The sequence below is a fragment of the Mesoflavibacter zeaxanthinifaciens subsp. sabulilitoris genome (assembly GCF_014191595.1).
Lineage (GTDB): Bacteria > Bacteroidota > Bacteroidia > Flavobacteriales > Flavobacteriaceae > Mesoflavibacter > Mesoflavibacter zeaxanthinifaciens.
Genome location: NZ_JACHWV010000001.1, coordinates 1 through 23,659, shown reverse-complemented (window position 1 = coordinate 23,659; position 23,659 = coordinate 1). Strand labels below are relative to the sequence as shown.

The following is a 23,659-nucleotide window of genomic DNA, read 5'->3' as shown; positions in this document are numbered from 1 at the left end:
CATTTTTTTAACGCATAAAAGTGGTTTTAATATAAAAAATATGTAGATTTGGTTGCTTTATGAGAGAAGTCGCTTTTATCAAAACCAACAAAGAAAAATGGCTAGAATTTGAACAAGCTATTTTTGGAAAACAACTAAAAAACCCTGACGAATTAGCCTCACTTTATACACAATTGGTTAATGACTTGTCCTATGCACAAACGTATTACCCAAAAAGTAAAACAGTTTTATATCTTAATAATTTAGCAGCAAAAGCGTTTCAAAAAATCTATAAAACTAAGCGACAAGACACTAATAGATTTGTATACTTTTGGAAGACTGAAGTCCCATTAATAATGTATGAATACAGACGTTACGTGGCTTACGCTTTTTTAGTTTTTTTAAGTTTTGTGGCTATTGGTGCTCTATCTGCAGAGTTTGATGATGCTTTTATCAGATTAGTTCTTGGTGATCATTATGTTAATCTAACCCTAGAAAATATTGAAAAAGGAGATCCTGTTGCTATTTACAAAAGTGGTAGTAATTGGGGAAGCGCTTTTGGTATAACATTAAACAACCTTTATGTTGGTATAACCTCTTTTGTCTTTGGTATTTTTGGAGGTTTAGGCACAGGTTATATTTTAATGGAAAATGGCATTATGCTAGGTTCTTTTCAATATATGTTTGTAAAAGAAGATGTGTTTTGGGAAAGCGTTAGAGGTATCTGGATACATGGCGCTATGGAGATTTTTGCAATTGTTATAGAAGGTGCTGCTGGTTTTATTTTAGGCGCTAGTATTTTATTTCCTAAAACTTTCTCTAGGATGACATCTTTTAAAAGAGGTGTAAAAGTTGGAGTTAAAATTTTAATAAGCACATTTCCTTTTACTATTGCTGCTGGATTTTTAGAAGGTTATGTTACTAGATATTCTAACATAATGCCAAATTGGTTATCTATTGGTATCATACTTACTACGCTAAGCATAATTTCATTTTACTATTTAATATATCCGTTTATTGTTAACCGAAAAACAAAACTAAACTATGAAGCTTTATCAAAATAGAGACTTTAACTCGTTTTTTCAAGACACATTTACTTTTTTAAAAGAACACGGTAAACACTTCTTTACTTTCTTTTTTACTGTTAGTGGTGCACTTATTATTCTATTAGCTATTGTAAGTTATTATGTAACTAAAACTTATACAGAGTCTTTTATGTATAGTTTTTCTACTTCTGGTAACCCAACTGCGTCAATAGATCAATTTGCTAATGAAAACTTTGGTGTTTTTGTGCTTACCATTATAGGTATTGTGATTTTATCTATATTATTTTGGATAATTGTGTATGCCTTCACTCCTATTTACTTTAAACTTTTTGAAAAACATAATGGTCCCAATTTTGGTATGAAAGAAATTAAAGATAGCTACAAAGCCAATGCTGGTAAACTTATCATGTTTGTAATTTTAGGTTTTATTTTAGCTATACCTTTGGCTATTATCTTTGGTATCGTTGGTTTTATACTAGCAATAACTATTGTTGGTATACTTGCGCTACCGTTTTTAATAGGTATTTTTAGTAGTCTTTACCATATGACGCTTTTAGAGCAATTAGACAATAAACGTAATTTTTGGGATAGCTTTGGTTATGCATGGCAATTAATTAGAAGTAAATTTTGGCATGCTGTAGGTTGCATTGGTATTTTTTACTTAATGGCTTACGTTGTACAGATGGGTGTTGGTCTAATTCAGGGTATTGTACAAGGTGTACAAAGTATAACTGTTATACAAGAACCTGTAACTATAGATGAGATGCCTGTTGGTAGTTTAATTTTAGCTATAGTTATTTCTGTAATTGCATTTATTATTAGTACAACTTTACAAACCATTATACAAGTTAACCAAAGTATTGTGTATTACGGTTTAAAAGAAACTAGCGAAAATGTAAACACTAAAAGTGTTATTGACGAAATAGGATCTGGTGAGTAAATTACTTAAACTACATATTATCCTTTTTTTATTAGCTTTTGGTACTGCTAATGCGCTTCAAAAACACTCGCAAGAAGTCTATGAAGACTATGAGTATTTAGAAGCAATAGATTCTGTTGCAACAGATAATGCAAACGTCCTACCAAAACAATTTGATAACTTATCAGAAAAATATACCGGAGACGATTTTATTTACCAACGCAGCAAAGCTAGTTCTGGTTGGTGGACACGATTTAAAAAAGCGGTTTCAGATTTTCTAAAAAGTCTATTTAACATTCAAAACGCTGGTCAAGCTTCTAGAGCAACAGACATAGCTTTAAAAATTGCAGGCGTAATTATTTTCTTGTTAGTTATCTATTTTATCTTTAAAGCTATCGTTAACAAAGAAGGAACATGGGTTTTTGGTAAATCTTCTGACAAAAAAATTATTCCTGTAACAGATCTAGAAAACAACATTCATCAAACAAATTTTAAAGCTTTAATAAGCGAAGCCGAAAGTAATAACAATTACAGACTTGCCATTAGATATTACTATTTGTGGCTTTTAAAAGGCTTATCAGAAAAAGAAATTATAGACTACGATCCGGAAAAAACAAACAGCGACTATCAATACGAAATAAAAACACCAGAAATCTCAGAACAATTTGCCTATACATCTTACCTATATAATTACATTTGGTATGGCGAGTTTAATGTAGATCAAACTCAGTTTGACAAAGCAAAACGTGCTTTTACTAACTTTTTAAACTCAGTAAAAGCATGAACAGAACAATAAAAATTTATGTAGGATTACTAATCCTTTTCTTAGGCTTAATTGCTTTTATTGAGCTTACTAAAGAAAGACCTATAAATTGGAAACCAACTTATAATGAAAGACATAAAATACCTTTTGGAACTTATATTTTTCATGAAGAATTAGAAAACGTTTTTTCTGATAAAGAATTTACAGACGTAAGAAAAACACCTTACGAGTTTTTTGACGAGTATTACAATTGGGAAGAAGATGAATACACCACAACAGGTAATTTTATACACGTTGCTCAATATTCAGAAATGGACGATATTTCTGCACAAGAACTTCTAGATTTTGTATCCTACGGTAATACAGTTTTAATGTCTAGCAATTACTTTCCTAATCGATTAAAAGACTCTTTAGGATTTAATACAACTAATGAATATGATTTAAAAGGTAATAGCTATTTTACATTAACCAATCCAAGGTTTAAAACAGATAGTATCACTATAGATAGAGGTATTAACAACTTTCATTTTTCAAAACTTGATAAAGATCTTACAACTGTTTTAGGACATCAAACGTTTGACAGTATTGCGTTTCCTAACTTTATAAAAGTAAAACATTATGATGGTCAGTTTTTACTTCATCTACAACCTATAGCCTTCACAAATTATAGTTTATTAAAGAAAAATAATAAAAAATATACCGAAGCTGTTTTAGGATATCTGCCAGAAGACAATATTTATTACAACTCATTAAATAAGGCTAACACCAACGTAAGCGGTTCTAAACTTAGGTTTATATTAAGTCAAGATGCACTACGTTATGCTTGGTATTTAGGATTAATTAGTTTGCTTTTGTTCTTAATTTTTAACGCAAAACGAAGACAACGCATTGTTAAAGAAATTAAACCTCACGAAAATACTACCGTAGCATTTACAAAAACCATTGGTAATTTATATTACGAAACTAAAGATCATAATAATTTAGTTGAAAAGAAAATAACTTACTTTTTAGAATATTTAAGACGTGTTTACTTTTTAGACACTCAAGTTTTAGACGAACGTTTTACTAAGCTACTGATCCAGAAATCAGGAAAAGACAAAGAACAAATACAACAGTTAGTTAAATCTATAGTACATTTAAAAGCAAAACCACAATGTACAGAAGCAGATTTAATCCATTTAAATAAGCAAATAGAAGATTTTTACACCGCATAAATTATGGAAGAATTTAATAACGAAGACAAAAAAAATCACATTCCGTCAGATGCTGAAAACACAGAAAATTCGGCACCAACAAATGATGTTATTTCAGATAATGTTAAGACAGACACAACAGACGATAATGTAAACTTTACAAACCGTATTGACTTAACCGAACTGCAACAAGGTGTTGCACAAATAAAGTCAGAAATTAGTAAAGTAATTGTTGGTCAAAAAGGAATGATTGATATGCTAATTGCAGCTATTTTAGCCAACGGTCATGCCTTGATAGAAGGTGTTCCTGGTGTTGCAAAAACAATATCGGCACGTTTATTAGCCAAATCTTTAGCAATAGATTTTAGTCGTATTCAATTTACACCAGATTTAATGCCGAGTGATATTTTAGGAACTTCGGTTTTTGACATGAAAAAATCTGAATTTGAGTTTAAAAAAGGTCCTATTTTTTCTAACATGGTTTTAATTGACGAGATTAACCGTGCACCAGCAAAAACACAAGCTGCGTTGTTTGAAGTAATGGAAGAGCGCCAAATAACTATAGACGGTAATAAATATCAAATGAGTTTACCTTTTATTGTTTTAGCTACTCAAAACCCTGTAGAGCAAGAAGGGACGTATCGTTTACCAGAAGCACAATTAGACCGTTTTCTTTTCAAAATAGATATTGATTACCCTAATTTAGAAGAAGAAATAGAAATCTTAAATCGTGAACACGACTTAAAAGGAAATAAAAAAATTAATCAAATCACGACTTATTTAAGTCAAGAAAAAATTAAAGAATTTCAAGGTTTAGTCAATCAGATTATTATCGAAAGTCATTTAATAAAATACATCGCAGATATTATAGTAAACACACGTAACAATCCATTTTTATATTTAGGCGCATCACCAAGAGCATCTATAGCTATTCTAAAATCTAGTAAAGCTTTTGCAGCAATGAATGGACGCGATTTTGTAACTCCAGAAGACATTAAACAAGCAGCAATACCAGTGTTACAACATCGTGTTATTGTGACGCCAGAACGCGAAATGGAAGGTGTAACAAGCAAACAAATTATAAAGCAGATTATAGAAGCTGTAGAAATACCGAGGTAATTTCAGTTTGCAGTTAGCAGTAAACAGTAAACAGTCTTTCAACTTTAAACTTAGAACTTAGAACTTTAAACTTAGAACTAATCAAGTGAAACTCATAAAACCATTTTACATACAAAACCGTTTTTTCTATGCATGCATTGCCATAATGATATTGTATGTGGTTAGCTTTTTGTTTCCAAGATTACTCAATATTGTTTCTTTTTTGCTTTTAGGCTTAATCGCATTAACATTATTAGATACGTTGCTATTATTTTCAGCTAAAAAAGGAATTTTAGCCTCAAGAATTTTACCCGAAAAACTTTCAAACGGAGATCAAAATCCAATTCAACTTGAGATTGAAAACTTTTATACATTTCCTATATATACAAATATCATTGACGAAATTCCTGAACAATTTCAAGTAAGAGATTTTAATATTGAAAGAAAGCTAAACGCAACATCTTCATCTAAATTAGAATATCAATTACGTCCCGTAGAACGTGGCGAATATCACTTTGGAAAACTAAATATATACGCAAAATCGGTGTTTGGTTTAGTCGCAAGACGTTTTACTTTTAACGATAATGCAATGGTACCTAACTACCCAAGTTTTATTCAATTAAAAAAATACGACTTGATGGCTTTCAGTAATAATTTGCTACAATACGGTATCAAAAAAGTGCGTAGACTTGGTCACACAATGGAGTTTGAACAAATTAAAGACTACGTTTTAGGTGACGATTTGCGTACCATTAACTGGAAAGCTACTGCAAAACGAAATGCGTTAATGGTTAATCAATTTCAAGATGAAAAATCGCAACCAGTATATTCTGTTATAGATAAAGGTCGTGTTATGAAAATGCCTTTTAACCAATTGACCCTTTTGGATTATGCTATAAATGCATCTTTAGTGATTAGCAATGTAGCATTAAAAAAGCAAGACAAAGCAGGTATTTTCACCTTTTCTAAACGTGTTGAAAATCGTGTAGTTGCTGAAAGAAGAACATCTCAAATGAATTTAATTCTTGAAGGCTTATACAATGTTAACACCGATTTTTTTGAAAGTGACTTTGGCAGATTATATGCAGATATAAAAAGAAACATTACACATAGAAGTCTAATACTACTTTACACAAACTTCGAAACATTAGACAGTTTACATAGACAATTACCCTATTTAAAAGGTATTGCAAAAAACCATTTACTAGTTGTTATTTTCTTTGAAAATACAGAGCTAGATAAATTTATCAAAGCACCTGCCGAAACGATACAGCAAACTTATGATAAGGTAATTGCAGAAAAATTTGCTTTTGAAAAACGTCTAATCGTTAACGAACTTAAAAAGTATGGTATTTACTCTATTTTAACTACTCCAGAAAACCTTACATTAGATACAATTAATAAATACTTAGAAATTAAAGCACGTGGTTTATTGTAAGCTAATCGCCAAACTTTACCTGTTATCTATTTATTTTTAATATTCTGTTTTTTTAGTTTATATTGGCTTTGCTATTAATCAATTTACTAAAAACATGAAACACTTAGTTTTATTACTAACTGTAATTCTTTCCCTATCCTTTACATTAACAACTTTTGCTCAAGATCATTATTCTCCTTGGACAGCAAGCTTAAGTACAAACGCAGTAAATAATCCTGTAAGAAAATTACCTGGCGAAGAAGGAAAATTTCAAACATGGAATATGGATCCTGCAGGTTTTAAATTAGCTTTAGCTAGACATTTAAAGAATAAAATATCTTTTGAAGCACTTGTATCCCTTAATAGCATAAAACAAGAACATACCAACAGAGACGAAAAATTTCCGTACATCTCTATTGACGGTATGTTTAAATACAAACTAATCAATAATATTACTTTTAATCCATACGTAAGTCTTGGTGGCGGATATACTTGGTTAGACGAAATTGGCGCAGGAACAGTAAACGGAGCTGTAGGTATAGATTTTTGGTTGACATACAATTTTGGCTTTACAGCACAAAGTGCCTACAAGCATTCTTTTGAAGATTATGGTTTAAGCCATTATCAACATTCTGCAGGAATAATTTTCAAATTTGGAGGTGCAGACAATGATAATGATGGTATTTTTAATCAAGAGGACGAATGTCCTGACACATTTGGATTAGCAAAATTTAATGGATGTCCCGACACCGATAAAGATGGAATACCTGATAAAGAAGACAACTGTCCAGAAACACCAGGAACCAATAACGGTTGTCCTGACCAAGATAACGATGGTGTTGCAGACCTTTATGATAGGTGTCCTACAATAGCAGGAGATATTAGCAACAAAGGTTGTCCATTACCAGATTATGATAAAGATGGTGTACCAGATAAATATGATAAATGTCCTAAATTACAAGGAACAGAAAACGGTTGTCCTAAAAAAGAGATAAAAAATGCTTACAGTAAAGAAGAACTTAAAAACCTAAAACCTATTGTAATTTATTTTGAATTAAGTAAAGCAGAAATTAGACCTTCAGAAATTAAAAAACTTGAGAATATTGCTCAACTTATATCAAAAGGAAAATTTAAAAAATATTTAATTTCTGGACATACAGATAATACGGCAACAGAAGAAACCAATCTTAAACTATCTTTTGAAAGAGCTAATACAGTAAAAAATTACTTATTAAATAAAGGTATTAACGCAGAAAGTTTAATAGTTAAAGGTTTTGGAGAACAATATCCTGTAGACACAAGTAATACAGAAGAAGGTAGAGTAAAAAACAGACGTGTAGAGGTAATTCCTGTAGAATAAACAATTCATCATAAAAAATCTACAGTTCGGTGACTTAGTTTGTGAAAGCCTCATGTTTTGTTAGACATTTGAACTATCAAAAAACAACAAAACCGATTAATTATGAAAACTATTTACACACTTTTAATAGCTTTAATATTTACTTTAAATGTAAATGCTCAAACAGAAACAAAAGTAACTTCTAATGGTCAAAATATTACTGTTACCATACAAAACATTAAAAATGATAAAGGTAGTGTTATTTTGGGTCTACATACCGAAGACACTTTTATGAAAGGTCCTGGTATAAAAAACTTAAAGTCTAAAATAGAAAACGGACAAATAACCGTTACTTTTAAAAATGTTGAAGTTGGCACATACGCCATTATGGTTATGCATGACGAAAATGATAATAATCGTATGGATTTTGAAAATGGTATGCCATTAGAAAGTTACGGTATGTCTAACAATCCAATGTCTTATGGTCCGCCTCAATACCAAGATGCAAAATTTGAAGTAAACGATAAAGATTTAAGCTTTAATATTAGATTTTAATCAATAAACCAACCAACTCAATCAATCAAAAAACTAAAAAAGCGCTCTAAGTAGAGCGCTTTTTTTTGTGGGGAGAGCAGGATTCGAACCTGCGAAGACATAGTCAGCAGATTTACAGTCTGCCCTCGTTGGCCGCTTGAGTATCTCCCCAAAACCGTCGGCAAATATATTTAAGTTATTATTCTAAACAAAGTAAAATTTTAACCTTTTTACAAATTATTTTAGAATAAATTGATTTTTAACATTTTAAGGCAAAAATCTTTTAAAGAATTTATTTTTAAATAATGACGATTTCATAAAATTAAAATGAGTAAGTCAATACACCTGCAAAATTTCTTGGATCGGTTTGGTTAATAAAACGTGTTCTATATGCGTTATAACCTATTTCATTGAACATATTATTTATTAGTACTCTAAAGTTCCAGTGTTGATCAAACTTGTATGCTACTTGAGCGTTTACAAGTGTATAGGCATCTACATTAAACGGTTCTTGATTTGGCACAATACCTTCATGCGTTACAGCACCAGCACTCCAATCGTTAATTGGTCTTTCTCCTGTATAATATACTCCTGCTCCAACAGATAATCCTTCTAATTGTTGTTTAAAGCTGTAGTTAGCATAAGCATTAAATGTGTGCTTTGGTGTGTTTAACGGTGAAGAACCGTAAACAAAAGACGTATGTTCTTTGTACTGCGCATCTATGTAAGAGTAACCTGTAATCACTTCTAAATTTTCTAAAATACGTCCGCTTAATTCAACCTCTATACCTTGTCTTTGGTCGTTTCCTCCTTTTTGATAGTAACCAGTTGCAACCCAGTTTTCATCATACACAGGAAGGTTAATATCTCTGTTATTAATTTTGAAATATGTTAAATTAAAACGTAGTCTATTGTTTAACCAGTTGGTTTTAATACCTGTTTCAAATTGATCAAATCTTTCGTTACCAAGTTCGTTTCCGTTAGCATCTAAACGAGTTGCTGTTCTTGGGTACGAGCTGTTTGTGTACGAAGCAAATAGGTTAATATTTTTAAATGGAGACACTATAATTCCTCCTAATGGATTAAAAGCATCACTTTGAGTAGTTTCTGTTTCTGTAATTGTTTGAGTTTTACTGTAACGAACACCTAAAAAGGTTTTAAACCATTTGTTAAATGTAATAACGTCTTGTGCAACAAAACCGATTGCTTTTGATTTTGCACCACCAATATTTACTGCCGAAAAACTTAAATTATCTGGTAAAGTATGCGTGTTTGCTGTAAAAACATCTATGGTATCAATTGCTGAAACACGTTGAGATGTTGTGCTAAAATTAGAGGTACGATAATCAAATCCTACTTGAAAACTGTGCTTTAATTTACCTGTTTCAATTTCATCACCTATTAAATCAAACTGTAATACGCTATTATCATCACTTCTTGTTGACACTGAATAACCTCTTACTCTTTGATTATAAATAGGATTTCCGTTAGTGTCTTCTACTACATTTCCTAAACTAGTTCCTTTATCATCTAAATCTAAACTAGATTTATAAAAAGCTCCTTTTAAGCTTAATTTATCGGTTAATTTTCTGTCTAAACGAATGGCGTAAGTAGCATTTGTTGTTAATGACTTATCATTTTCATATCCTAAAAACTGACTATCAGGAAGGTCATAAATAGCATTTACATCATTTTCAGCAAGATTAACTGTCCCTACATCTGGCGTACGGCTATCTTCAAAATAATCCATTTCAAAAGTGAATGTTGTTTTATCATCTGCTTTCCATTCAAAAGAAGGATTGATATAAAAACGGTCGCTAAATACATTATCTCTAAAACTATCTGCACGTTCTAAAGCACCGTTAATTCTAAATGCTGTGTTTTGAGATTTAGTTAATGGACCGTACACATCAAAAGTAGTACGTGCTTGACCAAAACTACCTGCACGCAATGATGCATTACCTCCAAAAGTATACTTAGGTGTTTTTGTAACTAAATTGATAACTCCACCAGGACTTCCTAAATCTGTTGCTACACCTTGAGTGATTGATGCTGCACCTTTTAATACTTGTATGTTGTCCACTCCTTGCATATCTGTTAATATTCCTACACCTCTAAAATCTGAATGTACTCTAACCCCATTTTTTAAGATAGGAATACCTCTAAACCCACGTGAAGACATACTTTCTCTCTTATTACCATAAGTGGCAAAAGTATATACACCTGGTACATTTTTAGTCGCTTCAGAAATGGTTAAATTACCTTGTTGCATTATTAACTTATCAGAAATAATAGAAATACTCTGTATTTGCTCATAAGGTGCTAATGGTAATCTAGTTAATGCTTCAATTTTATCTGGATGTTTAAAACGACTTCCAAAAACTTCAACTTCTTCTAGGTCTGTATCTCCTTTTAGTTGAAAATTAACTGTTAAAGTTTGATTTGCTTCTAAGTTTACTGTCTTTGTTTGTGATAAAAAACCTACATAAGACACTTTGACAATGTACGTTCCCTTTTGTAGATTTTCTAATGAATAATAACCTTCTTGATTTGCAGATGTTCCTTTAGATGTAGCTTCTATGATCACATTTGCAAAAGGGATTATCTCATTAGTTTGACTAATAACTTGACCTTCAATTTTTGATTGAGCAATAGCAAATTGCGTAAACAAAATTAATAATAGACTAATTTTTTTTAACATAATTTATTTAGATTGATTTTAAATAATGCCGCAAATATATGTCTGAAAACAAACAAAACAAACTTTATTTAGACTAAATATAAATAATATTTATAATGATTTGAAAGTCAACAATCTAATTTATGTTAAAGTTTAAGCAATAATTTATGTAACTTGGTCCTAAATAATAATAACATGAAAAAAGTAAGCTCAGTTGATGAGTATATTGAGAATTATCCAAAATTTTCTAATCAATTAATTGCTTTAAGACAGCTTTTAATTTCAACAGAATTAGAAGAACAAATAAAATGGAATGCACCAACCTACTCTATAAACGGGAAGAATGTAGTTGGTTTAGGTGCTTTTAAAAACCATTATTGTTTATGGTTTTTTAATGGTGTGTTTTTAAAAGATGAAGCTAATGTGTTAGTTAATGCACAAGAAGGAAAAACTAAAGCATTGAGACAAATGCGGTTTGAAGCGGATGATACAGTAAACTCTAATATAGTTTTATCTTATGTAAAAGAGGCTATACAAAATCAAAAATTAGGTAAAGAGATTAAAGCTACAAGAACTAGAAAAGCAGATATTACGATTCCTACGGAATTAAAGCTTGCTTTTAAAGAAGATAATAATCTTAAAGATGCTTTTGAAAAACTAAGTCCTTCTAAACAAAAGGAGTTTTGTAATTATATAGGTGAAGCTAAACGAGAATCAACAAAAGTGAGTCGGTTAGAAAAAATAACGCCTATGATTATGGAGTTAAAGGGCTTACATGATAAATATAAAAATTGTTAACTTACATCATGCTTTAGTTATGTGATACCTCATAATCTTTAGAAATGATATATAATAAAAAAAGGCAACCAAGTTGGTTGCCTTTTTTTAAATATGTCGTAATAATTACTTTTTTTCTACTGATGGATTGTTTAATGTTTTACTCATTTCCATAGAAATAGCAGAACGATCAAACTTTAATTTACCAGACATAGTTTCTATAATACAGCTGTTATCTTTTTCGTTAAGATCTACAACTTTACCATGTAAACCACTTTTTGTAATTACTTTATCACCGCGTTTTAATTCTGCAGCAAACTTTTTTTCTTGTTTAGCACGTTTCATTTGTGGTGCTATCATAAAAAAGTATACTACAGCAAACATTAAAATTATTGGTAAAAAACTTCCTATTTCTCCCATAATTATTGTGCCATAGGTAAGTTAGCTTTTTGAGCAGCATTTGGATCTGGCTTCACAAAAGCAGAGATTTTTACAGTTTCTCTTCCTGTTTTAGTATTTGCAGTAACTGTTACTACTTTAGTTACTTTGTTTGTTCCTTTACCGTTAAATTTAACTGTAAACTTTCCTGATTCTCCTGGTGCTAATGGCTCTCTTGACCAATCTTTAGGAATTGTACATCCACAAGAACTTTTTACATCTGTAATTACTAATGGTGCTTCTCCTACGTTTTTGTAAGTAAACACAGTTTCTACAGGTGTACCAGAAGCTATTTCGCCAAAGTCATGCTCTGTTTTATCAAATTCCATTACAGGAAAAACGTTTGCTTTTGCATCTCTTTCTGCTGCAGCTGCAACATTTTCTGCATCAATTTTTTTTGTTGCATCTTCCTTACATGATGTAAATCCTACTAAGCAAATTGCACTTAATACAACTAGTACTTTTTTCATAATATAATTTTTAATAGTTATTTATTGCCAAATTGGCTAAAGGGTTAAAATTTTAGAATGGTAAAAGTAAGAATATTTTTTTACTACATCAATCCTCTACCTACTTTATTTAGTTTTCCTTCGTTTTGGTATTCTTTTAATAGTTTATCTAAAATACCATTTATAAATATGCTACTTTTTGGTGTAGAATATTCTTTAGATATTTCTAAGTACTCATTAATTGTTACTTTGGTTGGTATTGAAGAAAAGTGCAATAACTCGCATATTGCCATTTTTAGTAATACCATATCTAGTGATGCAATACGATCTCTGTCCCAATTACTTGTTTTTCCAGAAATTTCTTCTCCTAACTTACTTTGATTTAGTAATGTCTTTTTAAATAGTTTTATAGCGTACTCTTTATCTTCTATATCTTTGTATAGCTTTGGTGTTAAAGTTACAGGATCACTAGTTTCTTTAAGTTTTCTTAATAATTTAAGGATAAATGTATTTACTGTTGGTAAATCGTCTAACCATGTTAGATTTTTATCTTCTAGATAATCGTAAAGTTTATCGTTTGGTGCTATAATTTCTTTAAAGATATCTATTACAAAGTTTTTATCTTCTTTAAAAGTAGAGGTCTTTGTTGACATGTAATCTTTGTACAAGTCACTGTTTTTAATTTCTTTGTAAAGTAAATCTACGTACTCGTTATCTAGTTGCCAATTTGTTATTTTTCTGTCTTCTAATTGAACTTTTAGTCTTTCGTTATTAACGATTAATTGTAGTAATTGGTTGTTAATAAACTTTTTGTTTGGATTTTTTTCTTCTTCTGTAGCTAGATGTTTTTTTTGTGCGGTTTCTAGATGATTTGTCGCTTTTTTATTGATCTCTATTAATAAAGACATTAATAGTAAATACAGGTTATACATATTGTCTATACTGTACAATAAAAACTTTTGATCTTTTGTAAAATCATCACTTTCTGTACCATCAAATGCAAATAGGGTTTGCATTACTTTTACACGAATATGTCTTCTTGTTAACATCATTACAAAGAACTTTTTGGGTTGTGCACTATTTAGTTTAAAATGCTTTTCTTATTAAATTAAAAAAGGCGAAAGAAATAGTTTCTTTCGCCTTACAAAAATAATATAATTTATAGGATAACCTATTGTTGATTTTCTTTTTTTCTTGCTTCTATTCTACTTTGTGCAATATTTAAAGCAGCTTGATGTGTCGTGATATTATTAACATCTGCATTGTTTAAAATCTCAATAGTTGTATTGTATATGTTTTCTGTTTTGCGCATAATTTCTGTTTTGTCATAATTTTCTAATTCTGCGTAAACATTAATTATTCCTCCAGCGTTAATTAAAAAGTCTGGTGCGTAAACAATACCTTTTTCTTGTAGTAGACGACCGTGTTTAATCTCGTCTGCTAATTGGTTGTTTGCTGCTCCTGCTACAACTTTTGCTTTTAATGTTTGGATAGTAGCATCGTTAATTGTTGCTCCTAATGCACATGGTGCGTAAATATCTACTTCTTCTGCATAAATATTTTCACCTTTATAAATTGTTGCACCGTACTTTTTACTAATAGCTTCAAGACGCTCTTGGTTAATATCGTCTATAATTACTTTTGCTCCTTCTTGTACTAAGTGTTCTACTAAAGTTTCGCCAACATGACCAATTCCTTGTACTATTACTTTTTTACCTTCTAATACATCCGTGCCAAATTTAAATTTAGCTGCAGCTTTCATCCCCATAAACACACCGTATGCGGTAATTGGTGATGGGTTACCTGCGCCTCCTTTTTCTTCAGAAATACCTGTTACGTATGGTGTTACTTCTCTTACTAAATCCATATCTGATGTTTCCATACCAACATCTTCTGCTGTAATATATTTTCCGCTTAGGCTATGTACAAACTCTCCAAAACGTTTCATTAATTCTGGTGTTTTTTGCGTTTTTGCATCACCAATAATTACTGCTTTTCCTCCACCTAAGTTTAATCCTGTAATTGCAGATTTAAAAGTCATACCGCGTGATAAACGTAGTACGTCATTAAGTGCTTCCCACTCGTTAGCATACTGCCACATTCTGGTTCCTCCTAATGCAGGTCCTAATACTGTATTATGTATCCCGATTATTGCTTTTAATCCCGTATCTTTGTCGTTGCAAAAAACAACTTGTTCGTGATTGTCAAAAGATAATTGCCCAAAAACAGGATCTGCTTTTTGTAATTGATTTGTATTGATTAATTCTGAAATCATTTTTTATTGATATTAATTTTAAACCTAGTCAAAATATAGATTTTATAAAATGACGGTGCAAAATTAGACTATAATTAATATATGAACAATTTTTTTAGTGTTAAAATACGAATTTGACAATATCATTTATTTCAATTATTAATTTCTTAATGAAAGAACTACAACATCTTAATAAATATTTTTACAAGTACAGAAGCCGTATTATTATTGGTGTTTTTATAACTATAGCTTCTAAAGTCTTTTCGGTTTTTGTTCCAAAATACATTGGATCTATAATCGATGTGGTTAACCAACAGCTTCAAAATGAAAATATAAATGAAGCACTTTTTAAAAGTACACTTCTTAAATACATTTTAATTATTGTTGGTGCTGCTGCATTTTCGGGTATTATGACCTTTTTAATGCGTCAAACTTTAATTAACGTTTCTAGATTTATAGAAGCCGATTTAAAAAATGAAGTCTACCAACAGTACCAAAGACTATCGCTTAATTTTTACAAGAAAAATAGAACTGGAGATTTAATGAATCGTATTAGCGAAGATGTTGGTAAAGTACGTATGTATGTTGGTCCTGCCTTAATGTACAGTATTAACACCTTAACGCTTTTTGTGGTCGTTATTATTTTTATGTACCGACAATCGCCAACATTAACAATGTACACCTTAATACCATTACCAATTTTATCGGTTATTATCTATAAAATAAGTTCCGAAATACATAAAAGAAGTACCGTTGTACAACAGTTTTTATCAAAACTATCAACGTTTTCTCAAGAAACTTTTAGCGGAATTTCAGTAATTAAAGCCTACGGAATAGAGCCACAAACCTATACCAATTTTGAAGATTTAGCCGAAACTAGTAAACAAAAACAACTAAGTTTGGTACGCATTCAAGCGTTTTTCTTCCCGATGATGATTTTACTAATTGGATTAAGCAACATCGTAGTAATCTACTTTGGCGGTAAACAATATATGGCTGGAGAGATTACTTTAGGAACCATTTCTGAATTTATTATGTACGTCAATATGCTAACTTGGCCAGTTGCTACTGTTGGTTGGGTTACTTCTATTGTACAAGAAGCAGAAGCCTCTCAAAAAAGAATAAACGAGTTTTTAAAGACCGAACCTGAAATTAAAAATAACAATCCTAAACCTTCTACTATAAAAGGTGATATCGAGTTTAAAAATGTTTCTTTTACCTATGATGACACTAATATACAAGCCTTAAAAGATGTAAGTTTTAAAGTAAATTCTGGCGAAACACTAGCAATAATTGGTAAAACAGGATCTGGTAAATCTACAGTTTTGGATCTGGTTGGAAGGTTGTATGATGTAGAAAAAGGAGAAATTAGTATAGACCAAAACCCAATAGAGCAACTTAATCTAAACAGTTTAAGAAACGCAATTGGCTACGTACCACAAGATGCCTTTTTATTTAGTGACACTATTAATAATAACATCAAATTTGGTAAAGAAAATGCTACTAATGAAGAGGTTATTGAAGCTGCAAAACAAGCACAAGTCCATAAAAATATTATCAAGTTTAATAAACAATATAATACTGTTTTAGGCGAACGTGGTATTACATTATCTGGCGGACAAAAACAACGTGTGTCTATTGCCAGAGCATTAATAAAACAGCCACAAATAATGTTATTTGATGACTGTTTATCTGCTGTTGATACAGAAACAGAAGAAAAAATATTAAATAATCTTAAAAAAATAACCGAAGGAAAAACCTCTATTATTGTTAGTCACCGTATATCTGCAGCCAAAAATGCACATAAAATTATAGTATTAGACAACGGTAAAATTGTACAATCTAGCACACACGATCAGCTTATAAACACAGATGGTTACTACAAAGAGCTATACTTAAAGACAACCAAATAAAAAGATTTGCATGAAATTGTTGTGACATTCAACTTTTTTTTTGATTTTTGATTTAGAAATTTTTAACAAACACAACTCATATTATGAATAACGAAATGATGGAGAAAGAGGAAATTTTTTCTAAAGTACTTAGAGCAGGAAGACGTACTTATTTTTTTGATGTAAGAGCTACTAAAGCAGACGATTATTATTTAACCATTACAGAAAGTAAAAAGTTTACTAACGACGATGGATCATTTCATTACAAAAAACATAAAATCTACTTATACAAAGAAGATTTTAGCGAGTTTAACACCATCTTAAAAGAAATGACCGATTATATCGTGAATGAAAAAGGTGAAGAAGTAATTAGCGAACGTCATCAAAAAGACTTTAAAAAAGAATACAATACAGAACAAGTTACTTCTGAAAGTGCAGAAAGCAGATTTACAGACGTAGACTTTGACGATATTTAAGATAACTTAACTACTCTAACTTAAAAGGCGCTTTTTTAATTTTAAAAAGCGCTTTTTTTATATCTTACTTTTTAAGATTTTTCGCTTTGCTCTGAATGACAATCACATTCTAAAAAAGATTCTTTTGTCATTCAGAAGGAAGTATGACTGATGAGTCTGCAAATAAAGCAATCACTATAATAGATTCTTCGCTTTCACTCTGAATGACATTCACATTCTAAAAAAGATTCTTTTGTCATTCAGAAGGAAGTATGACTGATGAATCTTTGTAAGTCAAAACGCTTATTATAGATTCTTCACTTTCGCTCTGAATGACAGTCACTTCCTGAAAAAGATTCCTTTGTCATTCAGAAGGAAGTATGACTGATGAATCTGCAAATATAGCAATCACTATAATAGATTCTTCGCTTTGCTCTGTATGACAATCTTAATCTTAATACTTAAATCTGTTATCCAGAAGGCTGTATGCTAAACTTAGTCGAAGTGAAACACGACTAATATCTTTTCATTGTATTTTTTGATTTAAAAAATTCCAATTTGGATTAAAACTGCTTATCAAATTTTCTTTCTTAACTCTACTCTTTCCTTTTATTTCTTTCTCTCTTTTAATTGCGGCTTCTATTTCAGTAAAATGTTCAAAATAAATTAAAAAGAAACACTTATACTTAGCTGTAAATGACTTTGAAAAAGGTAATGGGTTATTATGGTAATGTAATCTTTCAACTAAATTGCTAGTAACACCTGTATACAATACTGTTCTATTCTTATTTGTTAGTATATAAACATAATAATTATGTGTTCCTAAAGGTTTCAATATTTAAGATTTTTTGAATCTGAATTTACTTTTATTAATTTAAAGATACTTTATTAAAAAACACCTTTGTCATTCAGAAGGAGGAACGACTGATAAATCTACAAATAAAGCAATCACTATAATAGATTCTTCGCTTTCGCTCTGAATGACAGTCACTTCCTGAAAAAGATTCCTTTGTCATTCAGAAGGAAGTATGACTGATGAATCTGCAAATAAAGCAATCACTATAATAGATTCTTCGCTTTCGCTTTGAATGACAGTCACTTCCTAAAAAAGATTCCTTTGTCATTCAGAAGGAAGTATGACTGATGAATCTGCAAATATAGCAATCACTATAATAGATTCTTCGCTTTCGCTCTGAATGACAGTTGCATATCTTATTAAAACTACTTTAAGTATTTTTAATTTACACTAGTCCCATTTGGTACTTTCTGTTCTGGATTAAGTAAAAACACATCTTTTTCTTTTACTGCACCAACAACTAAACACTCGCTCATAAAATTAGCAATCTGTTTTTTAGGAAAATTTACAACAGCTACAATCTGTTTATTAAGTAAATCTTCTTTATTATAAATTGTGGTTATTTGAGCAGACGTTTTTTTAACACCTAAACCTCCAAAATCAATTGTTAATTGAAATGCAGGGTTACGTGCTTCAGGAAAATCTTTAACCTCTATAATGGTTCCTATTCTTAAATCTACTTTTGTAAAATCTTCAAATTGAATAGTATTACTCATAAATATCTATTTCAATGTTTATCTTTGCAAGATAATTGTTTACTCATGAAAAAATTAATTTTTCTTCCTCTAATTTTTTTCACAGTGCTTCAACTTTCAGCTCAAAATAAATATGAGCAAGAGTCTAAAATTTCGTTTACAAACGTACCTGAAAAAGCCAGGTTATTTGTATCAAAAATCATTCAATCTAAAAAAGTAAAATGGTATAAAGAGCAAAGCAATAACGGGATTAGCTTTGAAGCAAAATCTAAATTTAAAGGTAAAAAATACAGTATCGAATTTGATACTAACGGAACAATTGAAGATATTGAAATTGAAAAAAAATGGAATGATCTACCAAAAACCATTCAACAAAACATTATAAACTCTTTACAAAACACTTTTATAAAGCATAAGATTAGAAAGATACAAATTCAGTTTTCTGCTGAAGAAAAAGACCTAATCAACTATTTTAAGGATAATGTTAACAATAATATTACGGTTAAATATGAAATAGTTGTAAAAGGAAAATCTGATTCTGGCAAACATCTTTTTGAGCTTTTATTTAACCACAAAGGACAATTAGAAGCTACGTCTAAAATTGTGTTTAGAAACACTGATAATATCGAGTTTTAATGAAAAAACGTTACGCTTTTTTAGTTATATGTCTACTTGCTATTTCGGTTAGTTTTGGTCAAAACAGATACCAAGTTGGTACGTTACCTACATTAAACATTAGTAAATCTTTAAATAATAATTGGCAGTTAAATTTTAAATCAGAATTTAGACAATTATTTAAAGAAGGCATTACCAACAGCACCCAAAATTCTGGTTACGATTACGTACATACAGACGCAGCTTTTGTAGTCTCTAAAAAAGTGGGATTAAACAATAAATTGGCTGGTGGATTTTTACTTAGATTTACCAATAAAGACGTTATTAAACGTAGTATACAACAATTTACTATTATAAATACTTTAAGCAATTACCGTTTAGGACATAGATTTGCATCCGATCAAACTTTTGAAAGTGATCAAGATATGCAATTAAGACTTAGATATCGTTTAACTTTTGACTTGCCTTTAAACGGTCAAACCGTAGATGCGCAAGAATGGTATTTTAAAATAAGTAATGAATACTTAAATATTTTTGAAAGTAAGGATTACGATTTAGAATTAAGATTATCGCCTACCCTTGGCTATGTTTTTACAGATAATAATAAACTAGAACTTGGTTTAGAATACCGTACTAACGACTTTGTTAATAATAATACCAGAAACAGATATTGGCTAACTATTGGTTGGTATTTAAGTTTATAATTGTCATTCAGAGCAAAGCGAAGAATCTATAATAAGCGTTTTGAATGAAATAGATTCATCAGTCGTTCCTCCTTCTGAATGACAAAGTAATGTTTTTAGAATGAGACTGTCATTAAGACCGAAAGCAAATAATCTCTACTTAAAAAATCAATTTATTTTAGATTCATCAGTCATACATCACTTAGACTATGCTTAGCGCAAAAGCTTCTGAATGAAAAGTGAGTTTTGTTAAGATTAAGAATGTCATTCAGAGCAAAGCGAAGAATCTTTAATTGACATATTCTAAAAATAGATTTTTTAGTCATGCATCACTTCAACTACGCTTAGTGAACAGTTTGAATAAGGACAAAACATGTTATTTAGATTCCTCTTTTCGCAGAAATTTTATTTACAAATAATCCAAAGGACTTTTAATTTTATGCTTAGAAAGATTAGTTACATTGGTGTAAACCTGAGTAGTTTTAATGCTATAATGCCCCAATAATTCTTGAATAAACCTAATATCTGCGCCACTTTCTAAAAGATGTGTAGCGTAGCTGTGTCGTAAACCATGTATACCAATACGTTTGTTAATTCTGGCTTTTTTCATTGCAGTTTTAAAAATACTTTGCACGCTTCTGGTCGAATATTTTCCACCATATTGACCGTTAAATAAATAATATTCTGGTTTGTATTTTTGGTAGTAATCACGCATTTCTTCCAAAATACTTTCGGGTAAATTTACTACGCGGTCTTTTTTTCCTTTTGCTCCTTCTACTCTAACCATCATATTTTCGCTATCAATATCGGTTATTTTAAGATTAGTCACTTCGCTTAGGCGTAAACCCATACCATAAACCAGTTTTAAAATAAGCAGATGTTTTTCATTTTTAACTTGTTTAAATAGTCGTTTTATTTCGTTTTTAGATAAATGTTTAGGTAATGTAATTGGCTTTTTAGGTCTAGGTATATCAAAAAACATTTTTGGTTTATGTAATACTTGCTCGTAATAAAATTTAATAGCATTAATCTTTCCATTAAGTTTTCGTTCTTTCATTTTATCATGCTCTAAACAAAATAAAAAGTAGGATTTTAGTTTTTCTGGAGTAAGCATATTTACATCATAATTTTTTATCAATTTAAGTAAATGTGCAAACTCATAAAGATAGGTTTTTATGGTGTTTGGGCTATATGCTTTAAGTTTAAGTAACTGATGAAAATTTATAAATGCTTCTTGATTATTTGGATGAATTTTTTGCAGATAACCAACAGATTTGTCTTTATTTGGTAGCTGTAACGCTTCTCTAACCGAAGTACCATCTATCATGTACCAGCATTTTTGAGTCTTACTCCATTTTGCAGAAGGAAAACGTTTTTTGAGTTGATTTATGAGCGTTGAGGAGTATGGAAACTTAATCCAAATAACATCTTTGTCATTGTGTTTACCAAATTGAAACGAATAATTACTTAAAATCAAAACCTGCGTAATTTGTATATCTATTTACCAAAAATAAAAAATAATTTTAATTAGATATATAAATTGCGCAATTAATTCAAAATCTTCTCATCTACTGTAAACAATAAGCTTTTAAAATATTTATATATATAGATTGAATATTTATTTTATATTTAGTATTATTGCGTATATATAAGTGTTAGGTGCAATTTGACCAAAAATGAACAATCGAACTATAGAAATAACATCTCGATTTGAAAAATCTTGGAATGACACGGAAAAGATTTTCGATATGTTTTTGGAAAATGGATTTGAGAGATTAATTCCAGTTCGTGAATTTATTTCGGAATTAAAGAAAAAAGGAGAAAATCAACATTTTAGAATTGGAACCTCGCTTTATCCACTGATTTTTTCTCGTTCCGTAGAATACGGATTGCGTGACGACCAAAAACAATTGATTATCGACACGCTGGACAAAAACGATTATGAAATAATATTCAAAGACGGATTTAAAAAATATAGAAAATACCGAATAAGTGATTTAAATGACAATAGATTAACGAAGTTGCTCAAAACATTAAAAGGAACATTAGTCGACTGAATTATGGCAACACAAATCTGTCCGAATTGTAAAACTGATAATTTCAGTTGGAAAATAGACGAAGATGAATCTCATCTGACTATTTGGGATTGTGGGAATTGCAATTATCGAGCTTTCGAGAATGAATCTGACGAACGGAATTGCTCAAAATGCGGAAAGAAAACGGAATCAAAACTAATGGATAACAAAAAAGAATATTGGTGGTGTTCGAATTGCAACACGACTGAAATAATAAAAACTGCACCTAACAACGTGTAAGCGCAATAACGGCTGAATTTCCTAATCGGAAATTCAACTCGTTTTGCTAAATTAGGTGCGTCAGCGGAAAGTACTCGCGCACTTTCCCGTTACTGACGCTTACACAAAACCGTTACAAGCAAGCTAAACACTAAAATATGACAGAATTTACCGAACGATATAAAAAATTGTCGAACGCAGAATTATTAGAAATTTTAGCAAACTCAAAAAATTACCAACCAATTGCAGTTGAAACGGCGGAAAAAGAATTCGAAAACAGGAATTTATCTAAAATAGAAATAAATAAGGCTAAATCAGAAATAAAATCGAAGCAGGAAGAAAAACTAAATATAATTGAAAAAAGAAGGCAAACTGAAGTTAAAGTAAAAGAGACAGCTTTCAAGTTTTTCGACACGATAAATCCAATTCAAAACGAAATTCAAACGCCCGAAAAAATAATAAGGTTAACTACTCTTATTATCGGAGGATTAGCAATCTTCAGTATATTTAAACAATTTAGTATGCTTAAATATATGTTTACTGATGGTCTTGACAAATGGGATTTAGGTATGTTAGAATATTTCTTTCCTTTAATCCTTTTGCCATTATCCATTATTCTATTTTGGAAACGAAAAAAAATTGGTTGGATTTTATTATCAATCTTTTTGAGTTATTCAGCAGTAAATTCACTCATATTTTTTTTTAAGAATTTAGGTAGACAACCATCAGGTATTCCTGCTCTCGAATCATTATTCCCATCAGTTTCGCCAATTGTTTATTTAATGAATTTATTGTTTTTTGGCGGAACACTTTGGCTAATTTGTAAAGAAGATTTACGACACATTTATAAAATATCTAAACAGACAATGTTTCTAACAATCGTACTAACAACAGTTATAACCTTAATTTTAATTTACGCAATTATCGGATAATGAATATAATTTTCAGCATTTTTAAATGGATTTTGATAATATTATTTTTTCCGTTATCATTAATTTTTGTTGCCTACTACAAGCAGAAGAAGTCAAAAAAAGAATACTATCAACGTGAAAGAAAAGCCAGCTTGTAACACCGTGTATAATTAATTGCTTTGGTCGTTGATTATTTGGAAAATTCCTTCGGAATTTTCTCGCGTTCGTTTTTGTTTACTAAATTAGTTGCTGAAACACGCAACTAACCATACACAAAACCGTTGGTTGCAATAGCGGAATTAAAAACTAAACGTAAAAATCGTGCGAATTCCGAACTTTGAAAACAGCAGAACTTTGCGTAAAAAAGTTTTA

The 23,659-nt window shown here is 30.3% G+C and carries 23 protein-coding genes and 1 tRNA gene; 15 read left to right on the top strand and 9 right to left on the bottom strand.

Features of this window, described 5'->3' with window-relative positions:
* Positions 1-59 precede the first annotated feature (59 nt).
* The 8 genes from FHS04_RS00120 to FHS04_RS00085 all read left to right on the top strand — a co-directional run bounded on the left by FHS04_RS00120 (position 60) and on the right by FHS04_RS00085 (position 8,309).
* Positions 60-1,043 carry a stage II sporulation protein M gene (locus tag FHS04_RS00120; RefSeq protein WP_106676995.1) on the top strand — a complete coding sequence of 328 codons (984 nt, stop codon included), beginning with the start codon at positions 60-62 and terminating at the stop codon, positions 1,041-1,043.
* Complete coding sequence (locus FHS04_RS00115; RefSeq protein ID WP_106676997.1) at positions 1,024-1,965, top strand: hypothetical protein; 942 nt, start codon at positions 1,024-1,026, stop codon at positions 1,963-1,965. The genes FHS04_RS00120 and FHS04_RS00115 overlap by 20 nt, the downstream gene beginning before the upstream one ends.
* Positions 1,958-2,728, top strand: a complete 771-nt coding sequence (locus FHS04_RS00110) for a DUF4129 domain-containing protein (protein WP_106676999.1) — start codon at positions 1,958-1,960, stop codon at positions 2,726-2,728. The genes FHS04_RS00115 and FHS04_RS00110 overlap by 8 nt, the downstream gene beginning before the upstream one ends.
* A complete protein-coding gene (locus FHS04_RS00105; RefSeq protein WP_106677001.1) occupies positions 2,725-3,921 on the top strand; it encodes a DUF4350 domain-containing protein in 1,197 nt (398 codons plus the stop codon). The genes FHS04_RS00110 and FHS04_RS00105 overlap by 4 nt, the downstream gene beginning before the upstream one ends.
* 3 nt (positions 3,922-3,924) lie before the next feature.
* On the top strand, positions 3,925-5,019 hold the full coding sequence (locus FHS04_RS00100) for an AAA family ATPase (RefSeq protein WP_106677003.1): 1,095 nt from the start codon (positions 3,925-3,927) through the stop codon (positions 5,017-5,019).
* Positions 5,020-5,104: 85 nt separating this feature from the next.
* Entirely contained in the window at positions 5,105-6,436 is a 1,332-nt protein-coding gene (locus FHS04_RS00095; protein ID WP_027878582.1) for a DUF58 domain-containing protein, read from the top strand.
* A 94-nt stretch (positions 6,437-6,530) separates the two neighbouring features.
* Complete coding sequence (locus FHS04_RS00090) at positions 6,531-7,775, top strand: OmpA family protein (protein WP_106677008.1); 1,245 nt, start codon at positions 6,531-6,533, stop codon at positions 7,773-7,775.
* Between the two features lie 102 nt (positions 7,776-7,877).
* Positions 7,878-8,309: a DUF2141 domain-containing protein gene (locus FHS04_RS00085; RefSeq protein WP_027878580.1), complete on the top strand. Its 432-nt coding sequence runs from the start codon at positions 7,878-7,880 to the stop codon at positions 8,307-8,309.
* Positions 8,310-8,377: 68 nt separating this feature from the next.
* Here the strand turns inward: FHS04_RS00085 and FHS04_RS00080 are convergent.
* Together FHS04_RS00080 and FHS04_RS00075 are read right to left on the bottom strand one after the other, a co-directional pair.
* Positions 8,378-8,459: transfer RNA gene (locus FHS04_RS00080), tRNA-Tyr, on the bottom strand.
* 151 nt (positions 8,460-8,610) lie between these two features.
* Positions 8,611-10,989: a TonB-dependent siderophore receptor gene (locus FHS04_RS00075; protein WP_106677010.1), complete on the bottom strand. Its 2,379-nt coding sequence runs from the start codon at positions 10,987-10,989 to the stop codon at positions 8,611-8,613.
* Between the two features lie 174 nt (positions 10,990-11,163).
* Between FHS04_RS00075 and FHS04_RS00070 the strand changes: the two genes are divergently transcribed.
* The gene (locus tag FHS04_RS00070; protein ID WP_106677012.1) at positions 11,164-11,766 is read left to right on the top strand and encodes a YdeI/OmpD-associated family protein; all 603 of its coding nucleotides are present in this window, start codon (positions 11,164-11,166) and stop codon (positions 11,764-11,766) included.
* A 105-nt stretch (positions 11,767-11,871) separates the two neighbouring features.
* Here FHS04_RS00070 and yajC read toward each other — a convergent pair whose 3' ends face one another.
* The 4 genes from yajC to FHS04_RS00050 all read right to left on the bottom strand — a co-directional run bounded on the left by yajC (position 11,872) and on the right by FHS04_RS00050 (position 14,907).
* Entirely contained in the window at positions 11,872-12,165 is a 294-nt protein-coding gene (yajC, locus tag FHS04_RS00065) for a preprotein translocase subunit YajC (RefSeq protein WP_027878577.1), read from the bottom strand.
* A 2-nt stretch (positions 12,166-12,167) separates the two neighbouring features.
* Positions 12,168-12,653 carry a DUF1573 domain-containing protein gene (locus tag FHS04_RS00060; RefSeq protein ID WP_106677014.1) on the bottom strand — a complete coding sequence of 162 codons (486 nt, stop codon included), beginning with the start codon at positions 12,651-12,653 and terminating at the stop codon, positions 12,168-12,170.
* Positions 12,654-12,736: 83 nt separating this feature from the next.
* Positions 12,737-13,681, bottom strand: coding sequence for a transcription antitermination factor NusB (gene nusB / locus FHS04_RS00055; RefSeq protein WP_244906265.1), 945 nt, complete (start codon positions 13,679-13,681; stop codon positions 12,737-12,739).
* A 122-nt stretch (positions 13,682-13,803) separates the two neighbouring features.
* Entirely contained in the window at positions 13,804-14,907 is a 1,104-nt protein-coding gene (locus FHS04_RS00050) for a Glu/Leu/Phe/Val family dehydrogenase (protein ID WP_027878574.1), read from the bottom strand.
* Between the two features lie 149 nt (positions 14,908-15,056).
* Between FHS04_RS00050 and FHS04_RS00045 the strand changes: the two genes are divergently transcribed.
* Both FHS04_RS00045 and FHS04_RS00040 read left to right on the top strand, forming a co-directional pair.
* Positions 15,057-16,799 carry an ABC transporter ATP-binding protein gene (locus tag FHS04_RS00045; RefSeq protein WP_106677016.1) on the top strand — a complete coding sequence of 581 codons (1,743 nt, stop codon included), beginning with the start codon at positions 15,057-15,059 and terminating at the stop codon, positions 16,797-16,799.
* An 83-nt stretch (positions 16,800-16,882) separates the two neighbouring features.
* Positions 16,883-17,254 carry a PUR family DNA/RNA-binding protein gene (locus tag FHS04_RS00040; RefSeq protein ID WP_036226860.1) on the top strand — a complete coding sequence of 124 codons (372 nt, stop codon included), beginning with the start codon at positions 16,883-16,885 and terminating at the stop codon, positions 17,252-17,254.
* A 505-nt stretch (positions 17,255-17,759) separates the two neighbouring features.
* Here FHS04_RS00040 and FHS04_RS00035 read toward each other — a convergent pair.
* Both FHS04_RS00035 and FHS04_RS00030 read right to left on the bottom strand, forming a co-directional pair.
* Positions 17,760-18,068, bottom strand: a complete 309-nt coding sequence (locus FHS04_RS00035; RefSeq protein WP_181256105.1) for a GIY-YIG nuclease family protein — start codon at positions 18,066-18,068, stop codon at positions 17,760-17,762.
* A gap of 401 nt (positions 18,069-18,469) precedes the next feature.
* The gene (locus FHS04_RS00030; protein WP_106677020.1) at positions 18,470-18,805 is read right to left on the bottom strand and encodes a tRNA-binding protein; all 336 of its coding nucleotides are present in this window, start codon (positions 18,803-18,805) and stop codon (positions 18,470-18,472) included.
* 45 nt (positions 18,806-18,850) lie between these two features.
* On the opposite strand from FHS04_RS00030, the gene FHS04_RS00025 reads away from it, so the two are divergent.
* Together FHS04_RS00025 and FHS04_RS00020 are read left to right on the top strand one after the other, a co-directional pair.
* The gene (locus FHS04_RS00025) at positions 18,851-19,420 is read left to right on the top strand and encodes a hypothetical protein (RefSeq protein ID WP_106677021.1); all 570 of its coding nucleotides are present in this window, start codon (positions 18,851-18,853) and stop codon (positions 19,418-19,420) included.
* On the top strand, positions 19,420-20,103 hold the full coding sequence (locus FHS04_RS00020; RefSeq protein WP_106677023.1) for a DUF2490 domain-containing protein: 684 nt from the start codon (positions 19,420-19,422) through the stop codon (positions 20,101-20,103). The genes FHS04_RS00025 and FHS04_RS00020 overlap by 1 nt, the downstream gene beginning before the upstream one ends.
* Positions 20,104-20,491: 388 nt before the next feature.
* Here FHS04_RS00020 and FHS04_RS00015 read toward each other — a convergent pair whose 3' ends face one another.
* On the bottom strand, positions 20,492-21,559 hold the full coding sequence (locus FHS04_RS00015; protein ID WP_106677025.1) for a tyrosine-type recombinase/integrase: 1,068 nt from the start codon (positions 21,557-21,559) through the stop codon (positions 20,492-20,494).
* A gap of 199 nt (positions 21,560-21,758) precedes the next feature.
* On the opposite strand from FHS04_RS00015, the gene FHS04_RS00010 reads away from it, so the two are divergent.
* Positions 21,759-22,139, top strand: a complete 381-nt coding sequence (locus tag FHS04_RS00010) for a hypothetical protein (protein WP_106677027.1) — start codon at positions 21,759-21,761, stop codon at positions 22,137-22,139.
* Positions 22,140-22,534: 395 nt separating this feature from the next.
* The gene (locus tag FHS04_RS00005; protein WP_028284042.1) at positions 22,535-23,308 is read left to right on the top strand and encodes a hypothetical protein; all 774 of its coding nucleotides are present in this window, start codon (positions 22,535-22,537) and stop codon (positions 23,306-23,308) included.
* The last annotated feature ends 351 nt before the right edge of the window (positions 23,309-23,659 follow it).

Excerpts from the sequence above, each read along its gene's own strand:
- FHS04_RS00120 (WP_106676995.1), top strand. The coding sequence starts at position 60 with ATGAGAGAAGTCGCTTTTATCAAAACCAACAAAGAAAAATGGCTAGAA.
- FHS04_RS00115 (WP_106676997.1), top strand. The coding sequence starts at position 1,024 with ATGAAGCTTTATCAAAATAGAGACTTTAACTCGTTTTTTCAAGACACA.
- FHS04_RS00105 (WP_106677001.1), top strand. The coding sequence starts at position 2,725 with ATGAACAGAACAATAAAAATTTATGTAGGATTACTAATCCTTTTCTTA.
- FHS04_RS00100 (WP_106677003.1), top strand. The coding sequence starts at position 3,925 with ATGGAAGAATTTAATAACGAAGACAAAAAAAATCACATTCCGTCAGAT.
- FHS04_RS00090 (WP_106677008.1), top strand. The coding sequence starts at position 6,531 with ATGAAACACTTAGTTTTATTACTAACTGTAATTCTTTCCCTATCCTTT.
- FHS04_RS00085 (WP_027878580.1), top strand. The coding sequence starts at position 7,878 with ATGAAAACTATTTACACACTTTTAATAGCTTTAATATTTACTTTAAAT.
- FHS04_RS00075 (WP_106677010.1), bottom strand. The coding sequence starts at position 10,989 with ATGTTAAAAAAAATTAGTCTATTATTAATTTTGTTTACGCAATTTGCT.
- FHS04_RS00070 (WP_106677012.1), top strand. The coding sequence starts at position 11,164 with ATGAAAAAAGTAAGCTCAGTTGATGAGTATATTGAGAATTATCCAAAA.
- yajC (WP_027878577.1), bottom strand. The coding sequence starts at position 12,165 with ATGGGAGAAATAGGAAGTTTTTTACCAATAATTTTAATGTTTGCTGTA.
- FHS04_RS00060 (WP_106677014.1), bottom strand. The coding sequence starts at position 12,653 with ATGAAAAAAGTACTAGTTGTATTAAGTGCAATTTGCTTAGTAGGATTT.
- nusB (WP_244906265.1), bottom strand. The coding sequence starts at position 13,681 with ATGTTAACAAGAAGACATATTCGTGTAAAAGTAATGCAAACCCTATTT.
- FHS04_RS00050 (WP_027878574.1), bottom strand. The coding sequence starts at position 14,907 with ATGATTTCAGAATTAATCAATACAAATCAATTACAAAAAGCAGATCCT.
- FHS04_RS00045 (WP_106677016.1), top strand. The coding sequence starts at position 15,057 with ATGAAAGAACTACAACATCTTAATAAATATTTTTACAAGTACAGAAGC.
- FHS04_RS00040 (WP_036226860.1), top strand. The coding sequence starts at position 16,883 with ATGAATAACGAAATGATGGAGAAAGAGGAAATTTTTTCTAAAGTACTT.
- FHS04_RS00030 (WP_106677020.1), bottom strand. The coding sequence starts at position 18,805 with ATGAGTAATACTATTCAATTTGAAGATTTTACAAAAGTAGATTTAAGA.
- FHS04_RS00025 (WP_106677021.1), top strand. The coding sequence starts at position 18,851 with ATGAAAAAATTAATTTTTCTTCCTCTAATTTTTTTCACAGTGCTTCAA.
- FHS04_RS00020 (WP_106677023.1), top strand. The coding sequence starts at position 19,420 with ATGAAAAAACGTTACGCTTTTTTAGTTATATGTCTACTTGCTATTTCG.
- FHS04_RS00010 (WP_106677027.1), top strand. The coding sequence starts at position 21,759 with ATGAACAATCGAACTATAGAAATAACATCTCGATTTGAAAAATCTTGG.
- FHS04_RS00005 (WP_028284042.1), top strand. The coding sequence starts at position 22,535 with ATGACAGAATTTACCGAACGATATAAAAAATTGTCGAACGCAGAATTA.